Source organism: Erythrobacter sp. (genome assembly GCF_038133525.1).
GTDB lineage: Bacteria > Pseudomonadota > Alphaproteobacteria > Sphingomonadales > Sphingomonadaceae > Qipengyuania.
Genome location: NZ_JAYPTL010000098.1, coordinates 1 through 7,019, shown reverse-complemented (window position 1 = coordinate 7,019; position 7,019 = coordinate 1). Strand labels below are relative to the sequence as shown.

The window sequence follows — 7,019 nt, the reverse complement described above, 5'->3', positions numbered from 1 at the left end:
TCATACATATCGCCGCCGTCCGCCTCTGGACCAATCAGTTTGTCAACAGGGCCTAAGACACGCCCTCGCACGATTAGGGTTCGTTGTCGGGATTTTCCGCCCGGTTTTTCGGTAAACGCGCTAAACCCAAGAGATTCATAAAATGCATTTGCATCAGTTAGATCACTTGCCACAGTGGCTGTGATGGAGAGATAACCAATTTCTTCGCAGGCTTTGATGACTTCAGTGATAAGTTGGTGTCCTAACCCTCGCCGACGCCAATTTGGCGCAACATAGGTCTGACGTACTTTGGCCGTCGGTAGGGCACCCGCAAAGATCGAATAACCTGCGAACTCTCCATACGTTGAATCCACGGCCACGATAATTTGCCGTTGATAGGCGAAGTCATCATAGGTGGGTCTCGGCAGAAAGCCGAACGCATTCCTCTCAGCATTAGACGCTTCGACTACTCGCTCAATGAGTGGTGCTACATCTTCTCTTGCTCTCAAGAACTTGAACACAGTATTCCCCCGATTTGGGGTAGCTTACATCAACTGAATCAATTCACAATTCTCGGTTTTTACGTTTAGCGATTTCTGCGTGAACTCCCGGCATAGAGAATTTTTGAGGATGATATCTCAATCCCCCGGTCGCGCCTCAGTTCGCTTGGCTATGCTCGCTGCTTAGGCGAGCGCCGGAGTTGGTGTCCGATGAACGGCTGCGGTTTTCACTTTGCTTCAGTCCTTCCCGCTCGCTGGTCGCGAGCGGAGTTTAGTCCTCCACACCCGGCTCCCGCTCGCGATACATCGGGTGTTCCGGGTCGTTCCGCGCGTTGTAGCTGCTGGCTGCGTCCTCGTCGCGCAGGCGGCAGTATTCCTCCCAGGCGGCGTGGGTGCGGGGGCTTTGGTTCCATTCTATCCGCTGGCGGAACTCCTCGACCTTGCGGTCGATGCTCGCGCGGATCTCGGCGGGGGAAACGCGGCGCCGCTCCGCCTCCCACTCGGCGCGCCATTGCTTCTTCAGCCGCTCGACCTCCATCTTGCCGATGGCGTCCATGCCCTTTGCCCGCCCCTCGGCAAAGCGCGCGGGGGCGCGGTTGCGCAGCATGAACATCAGCAGCCGGTCATTGTGCACGCGGCGCGTGCCGACGAGCTTGCCATAGGAATAGACCGGCACCTCCACCCCGTTGAGCGCGCGGTCCATCGCCGTGTCCTCGATCCGCTTCACGCCGAGGTCGAGCGCGGCCTCCCACGCGGCGGCGAACTCCTCCGCCCCCGGCTGGCGGCGCAGGTGATAGGCGCCATGCGTGCTGCGCCCGACAATCTGGCACGCGGCGGTAACGCTGCCCGTATCGGCCAGCGCCTCGATAAAGGCGAGCTGGGTTTCCGCCTTCCACCCATTGCTGCGGTCCTTCTGCCGCGGGACCGGGGCGAAGGCGGGCAGGGTGGTGTGGGGTGAGGGAGGGGAGTCCCTGGTTTCCGCACCCGCCTGCGCGGGCGCGAATTCCTCGCTCATGCGATCTTCGATCGGTTGTTTCTTGTCGTCCATTCGCGAGGATGGAGCACAATTCAAACGAGTAGGAAAATCGCGAGGGTCTTCCGGGCCGGTGGAGGCCCGGCAAGGGCAAGCGCCCGCCCGCAGCGGGTGCAGCTCGCTGCACGTCTAGCGAGGACGCACGCGCGGAGGCGCGGGCGGAAAACAACAAACCTAGCGCGGAGTGGGAAACGGCAATAGGCTCTGCGCCCAGGGGAGGGTGGCATATGTTCCAGCGGCTCAAGGCTTTGCGCGATGCGCCCGCATTGGCGGCGGGGCTGGCGGCGCTGGCGCTGGTGGTGCTGTTGCAGCTGGCCGATCTCGGCGCGCTCGAACGGGTGCGGCTGGCGGTGTTCGACGCCTACCAGCAGGCCGCGCCGCGCGATCCCGCCGGGGCCGATGCGGCGCGCGTGGCGGTGGTCGATATCGACGAGGCCTCGATCGCGAAGCTCGGCCAGTGGCCCTGGCCGCGCACCGAACTGGCCGAGCTGACCGACCGGCTGGCGCAGGCGGGGGCGGCGGCGATCGCTTTCGATATCGTGCTGTCGGAACCGGACAGGACTTCGCCCGAGGAGGTTGCGGCGCTGCATCGCCGACTGGGAACCGAGCTGGCGCTGGGCGAGGGCTTTGCGCGCCTGCCGGGGCATGACGCGCTGCTCGCACGCAGCTTTGCCGGGGCGCCGGTGGTGACCGCCTATTTCCTCGACCGCGGCAGGCATGGCGGGGCGATCGAGCCCAAGGCGGGCTTTACCCTGCATGGCACCATGCCGACCCGCGCGGTGCGCCGCTATGACGGGGCGATCCAGCCGCTGCCGGTGCTGGAGGCGGCGGCGCAGGGCAATGGCTTCGTCAGCATCGAGCCCGACGCCGACGGGATCGTGCGCCGCGCGCCGCTGGTGGCGATCCATCGCGGGGTGCTGGTGCCCTCGCTGGGGCTCGAGGCGGTGCGCGTGGCGCGCGGCGACGGCTCGCCTGACTGACCACGAGCGACGGCAGCGGCGAGACGCTGGAGGCGCCCGGCGCGGCGGTATCGCTGCGGATCGGGGCGGATGTGATCCCGGTCAACGACGCGGGCGAGATGTGGGTGCACTTCGCCCGCCACACCGCGCATGCGACGCTGCCCGCCTGGCGGATCATCGAGGGCGATATGCCCGATGCCGAGCTGGCCCGAGCGGTGGCGGGGCGGATCGTCTTCATCGGCGGCAGCGCGGCGGGGCTGCAGGACCTCGTCGCCACCCCGCTGGCCGAGCGCACCGCGGGGGTCAACGTCCACGCCGCGGCGGCGGGGCAGATCCTCGCTGGTGATTTCCTCGAGCGGCCCGACTGGGCCTATGGTCTCGAACTTGCGCTGGTGCTGCTGCTCGGCATAGCGCTGGCGCTGCTGCTGCCGCGGCTGGGCGCGGCGCTGGGCGCGCTGGCGGCGGTCGGCGGGGTGGGGCTGGTGATTGGGCTGAGCTGGCTCGCTTTCACCCGCGCCGATTACCTGCTCGACCCGACCTATCCGGTGCTGGCGCTGCTGGTGGTCTATGCGGTGCAGACCGTGGCGGTGTTCTATCGCGAGGAACGCCAGCGCGCCTATATCCACGCCGCCTTCGACCGCTATCTCTCGCCCGAGATGGTGCGCCGCATCGCCGAGGATCCGCACAGCCTGGAGCTGGGCGGCGAGGAGCGCGAGATGAGCGTGCTGATGTGCGACATCCGCGGCTTCTCGCGCCTGTCGGAACGCTATGCCCCGCATGAGGTGATCGCCTTCCTGATCGACTTCCTCACCCCGATGAGCCGCATCCTGCTCGATCACCAGGCGACGCTGGACAAATATATCGGCGACGCGATTCTCGCCTTCTGGAACGCCCCGCTCGACGATCCCGAGCATCCGCGGCACGCCGCCCGCGCCGCGCTGGCCATGCTCGCCGAGCTGGAGGAACTCAACCGCACCATGCCCACGCGCAAGGGCGTGGTCTGGCCGGGCGAGGTCAAGATCGGCATCGGCCTCAACGCCGGGCTGTGCTGCGTCGGCAATATGGGTTCGCGCCAGCGGCTGTCATACACGCTGATCGGCGATACGGTGAACATGGCCTCGCGGCTCGAGGGGCTGACCAAGCAGTACGGCGTACCCATTGTCGTGGGCAGCACGCTGGCGGCGCAATTGCGCGGTTTCGCGCTGATCGAGATCGACCGCGTGCGGGTGGTCGGCCGCGATGCCCCGGACACGATCTTTGCGCTGCTGGGGGACGAGGGCATGGCGCAGGACCCGCAGTTCGCTGCCCTGGCCAGTGCGCAGGATCATATGCTGGCAGAGCTCCGCACACAGCACTGGGATGCAGCCGCGGCGGCACTGGCGCAGGTCGATTACGCGCGCTTCGGCGTCGCCGCGCTGGGCACCCACTACGCCGAATGGATCGCCGAACTCAGGGCCTCACCGCCCGGGCCTGGCTGGGACGGGGTCTATCAGGCAACCTCGAAATAGTCGCTAGCCGTTGGGGCTGCGCGGCGGAACGTCGGATGTCGGATTGCTGCTCGGGCTATCCTGCACGCGCCCGCTAGGTGAAGCCTCATCCTTGTTCCCGCTGAGGATCGAGCCGACCGCGATTGCCCCGGCAATCGGCAGCAGTGCCTTGAGCAGTCCGCCGCCCTTCGCTGCGCGCGCCACCTCCGGTGCGAGTTCGTCCTGCAGCTTGGCGAGGCCGGGGTCCGAGATGAAGAACGGCCCGATCGGCGGCGCACCATTGCGCGGGATGTAGGCAGCCAGACCGGGCTGGTCGAGCACCACCGTCTTGCCCGCGGCGGTCACTTCGGCGAGGCCAACGGTCAGCCCGCCCTCGGTCGCGGCGCCGGGGCCGCGCAGCACCACCAGCGTGGCTTCGTCCTTGTCGCTGTCAACCTTGCCGACGGCTTCTTCCGCCTCCGCAATGGCTTCGGCATTCTCGCCGACCAGCATGTCTAACGCGGTGCCGCGAATGCCGATCCGGCCTGATGGGGACTGGATTTCCGCGCTGTTCTCTCCACCCTGGCGACCCGAGAGGAAGCGCAACGCACCCTTGATCATGGTCATGAAGACCGATCGACCCTTCTCCGGGTCATAGACATAGCGATCGATCCGTACGCGCGAGCTGGCACCGATGCCGAAGGTCGAACGATCGAGCAGCAGGATCTGCAGCTGCGATTTCTTCGCCGTATCGACCAGATCCCCCCAGGCGAGGCGCTGTTTGCGGGTGATCTTTTGCGGCTTGGTGATCTGCGGATTGCTCATCCGCACATCGCCCACGACGGTTGCGGCATTGCCCACTTCGACGCGCTCCTGCGCCGCCAAAGGTGCAAGGGGGAGCGAGGTAAGGGTGAGGGCGCTGGCGATCAGGACGCTGGTGAAGGTGCGGTTACCCGTCATGGCTCAGCCCTCGCCTGCGCCGGCGCTTCGCAGAGTTCGCGCGCTTCCTTCAGCAGTTTCTTGCCGAATTCCTTGTTCTTGAGCTTGCCGATCTCAACCAGGCCCCCTTGGCGGTCGTCGACCTTGCACAGGTAGAGCGCGTGCAGCAGCCGCCCATCGCGCGATTTTGGGTTTTCGGCGAGCATGCGCTCCAGCGTGCCGATGGCTTCCAGCAGGGCGCCGCTTTCGGCCAGTGCCCGCGCATCGTCCAGCGCCGCCTGCTCATCCACGGAACGATCGGAAATCGCATCGAGTTCGTCGAGCGATTCCGCAAAAAGCGGTGCCAACGGAACGCTCACGAACGCGAAGCTCGCGATGATCGCGGCGCTTATCTGCCTTTTAGCCATAGACCCTCCTCAACCCACGGGGAAATTGCCACAGAAGCGGGGGTGGGGGCAAGGCCGGTGCTGGCCAGGCGAACAGACCGTATTCGAGCAGGTTTGAAATTATTTCCTAGTAAAAGCACCATTTATTCAAGAATTCATGCCAATTCACCGGCGGCTTTATTCCGCCGAAGGGTCTTCTTTGGTGCAAAGCGAGAGGAAAACCGAATATGACGGCACAACAGGCACCCGCTTCTCCCACACTTCCGCAGAACGATACGCCGCAGGTCCAGGCCCAGCGCAAGGCACAACTGGCCAGCGCGCAGACCACCTATAGCTGGACTTCGGACGTGCAGACCCTGCCGGGCATTCCCGTGGTCAAGGGCTTGCCTTCGGAAGAGGAGCCCAACCTCGAATGGGGCCTGAAGCTGGTGGGGATCCTGCTCAAACTGGTCGTGAACGTGCTTGCAGTGCAGAAGCAGGTCCACGCCCAGCAAGGCGATGCGATTGCCCAGGAAGCGATCGATGCGGGCGAGAAGCTGGCAGCCGCTGTTGCCGCCGACGTCGCGGCGATCCAGGCGAAATTCGATGCGCATACGGGGAATTGCCCCAAGGGCGGCCTGATCGAGCATCTGGCGGAGGAGTTCGTCGAGGACAGGTTGGTCGAAGCGCTCAAGGGCCATGTCGCCACGCTGAAGGGGTTGCTCAACACCCAGGGCAAAGTGAACGCTGCACTCGCTGCTGCTTCGCCACCGCAGATCGCGGATTATCGCGCCCTGTTCGACACGATTTCCTGCCCGGGAGTGTCATGGCAGCTGCTCGACGACCTCGAATTCGCACGGCTTCGCATCGCAGGTCCGAACTGCATGCTGATCGAGACCGTCACAGCGATTCCAAGCGGCTGTCCTTTGACGGATACGCAATATGCGTCCCTCGTAGCGAATGACACGCTTTCCGAGGCCCTGGCTGCAGGTCGGATATTCCAGTGCGACTACAAGGACCTTTCAGTCATCGCGCCCGAAGCGGGTGGCGGCAAATACCTCTATATGCCTATCGCGCTGTTCGCCTTGCCGCCCGGTTCGCAAGAGCTGGTTCCGATCGCGATCCGTTGCGATCCGAGCGATGCGAGTTGCCCGGTCGTCATGCCGTCGCTTGTCGTCGAAGAACAGTGGGGTTGGCAGATGGCCAAGTTCATCGTGCAGGTGGCGGACGGCAATTATCACGAACTCGTGGCGCATCTTGCGCGGACGCATCTGGTGACCGAAGCGATTGCGGTCGCCACGCATCGCCAGCTGGCGAACCTGCACCCGGTGTGGGCACTGCTGTTGCCGCATTTCGAAGGCACGATGTTCATCAACAATGCAGCCGCAACCAGCCTGATCACCGCTGGCGGTCCGATCGACGAGATCTTCGCAGGGACCATTACCAGCAGCCAGGCGCAGGCAGCGGCGGCACGCCTCTCGTTCAACTTTACCGACAAGATGCTGCCCAACGATCTTGCTGCGCGAGGGTTCGGTCCATCATCGCCGCTGACCAACTATCCCTATGCCGTGGACGGGATGCAGGTTTGGGCGGCAATCGGCAATTGGGTCTTCAACTATCTCTCGCTCTATTACGATGGCGATGCGGCAGTGCAGGGCGACTATGAACTGGCCGCCTGGGCAGAGGAGATTTCCGGCATCGGCAAGGTCACCGGCTTCCCCAAACCGCAGACGTTCCTGGAGCTCGCCGAAGTCTGCACCATGATCATCTTCACGGCC

7 protein-coding genes are annotated in these 7,019 nt (G+C 64.6%); 3 read left to right on the top strand and 4 right to left on the bottom strand.

Annotation, left to right across the window (positions count from 1 at the left end):
- Positions 1–500: GNAT family N-acetyltransferase (locus AAFM29_RS16195; RefSeq protein ID WP_341713800.1), on the bottom strand; the 500-nt coding region annotated here is incomplete at its 3' end.
- A gap of 250 nt (positions 501–750) precedes the next feature.
- Complete coding sequence (locus tag AAFM29_RS16190) at positions 751–1,527, bottom strand: hypothetical protein (RefSeq protein ID WP_341713799.1); 777 nt, start codon at positions 1,525–1,527, stop codon at positions 751–753.
- Between the two features lie 212 nt (positions 1,528–1,739).
- Between AAFM29_RS16190 and AAFM29_RS16185 the strand changes: the two genes are divergently transcribed.
- The gene (locus AAFM29_RS16185) at positions 1,740–2,492 is read left to right on the top strand and encodes a CHASE2 domain-containing protein (RefSeq protein ID WP_341713798.1); all 753 of its coding nucleotides are present in this window, start codon (positions 1,740–1,742) and stop codon (positions 2,490–2,492) included.
- 71 nt (positions 2,493–2,563) lie between these two features.
- Positions 2,564–3,979, top strand: a complete 1,416-nt coding sequence (locus tag AAFM29_RS16180) for an adenylate/guanylate cyclase domain-containing protein (protein ID WP_341713797.1) — start codon at positions 2,564–2,566, stop codon at positions 3,977–3,979.
- A 3-nt stretch (positions 3,980–3,982) separates the two neighbouring features.
- Here the strand turns inward: AAFM29_RS16180 and AAFM29_RS16175 are convergent, their stop codons facing one another.
- Together AAFM29_RS16175 and AAFM29_RS16170 are read right to left on the bottom strand one after the other, a co-directional pair.
- Entirely contained in the window at positions 3,983–4,897 is a 915-nt protein-coding gene (locus tag AAFM29_RS16175; RefSeq protein WP_341713796.1) for a FecR domain-containing protein, read from the bottom strand.
- Positions 4,894–5,283 carry a hypothetical protein gene (locus tag AAFM29_RS16170; RefSeq protein WP_341713795.1) on the bottom strand — a complete coding sequence of 130 codons (390 nt, stop codon included), beginning with the start codon at positions 5,281–5,283 and terminating at the stop codon, positions 4,894–4,896. The genes AAFM29_RS16175 and AAFM29_RS16170 overlap by 4 nt, the downstream gene beginning before the upstream one ends.
- Positions 5,284–5,489: 206 nt before the next feature.
- On the opposite strand from AAFM29_RS16170, the gene AAFM29_RS16165 reads away from it, so the two are divergent.
- The coding region (locus tag AAFM29_RS16165) for a lipoxygenase family protein (protein WP_341713794.1) at positions 5,490–7,019 on the top strand (1,530 nt) is incomplete at its 3' end.

What these genes read in the sequence shown, in the direction of transcription:
- AAFM29_RS16170 (WP_341713795.1), bottom strand. Translation starts at nt 5,283, where the DNA reads ATGGCTAAAAGGCAGATAAGCGCCGCGATCATCGCGAGCTTCGCGTTC.
- AAFM29_RS16175 (WP_341713796.1), bottom strand. Translation starts at nt 4,897, where the DNA reads ATGACGGGTAACCGCACCTTCACCAGCGTCCTGATCGCCAGCGCCCTC.
- AAFM29_RS16190 (WP_341713799.1), bottom strand. Translation starts at nt 1,527, where the DNA reads ATGGACGACAAGAAACAACCGATCGAAGATCGCATGAGCGAGGAATTC.
- AAFM29_RS16185 (WP_341713798.1), top strand. Translation starts at nt 1,740, where the DNA reads ATGTTCCAGCGGCTCAAGGCTTTGCGCGATGCGCCCGCATTGGCGGCG.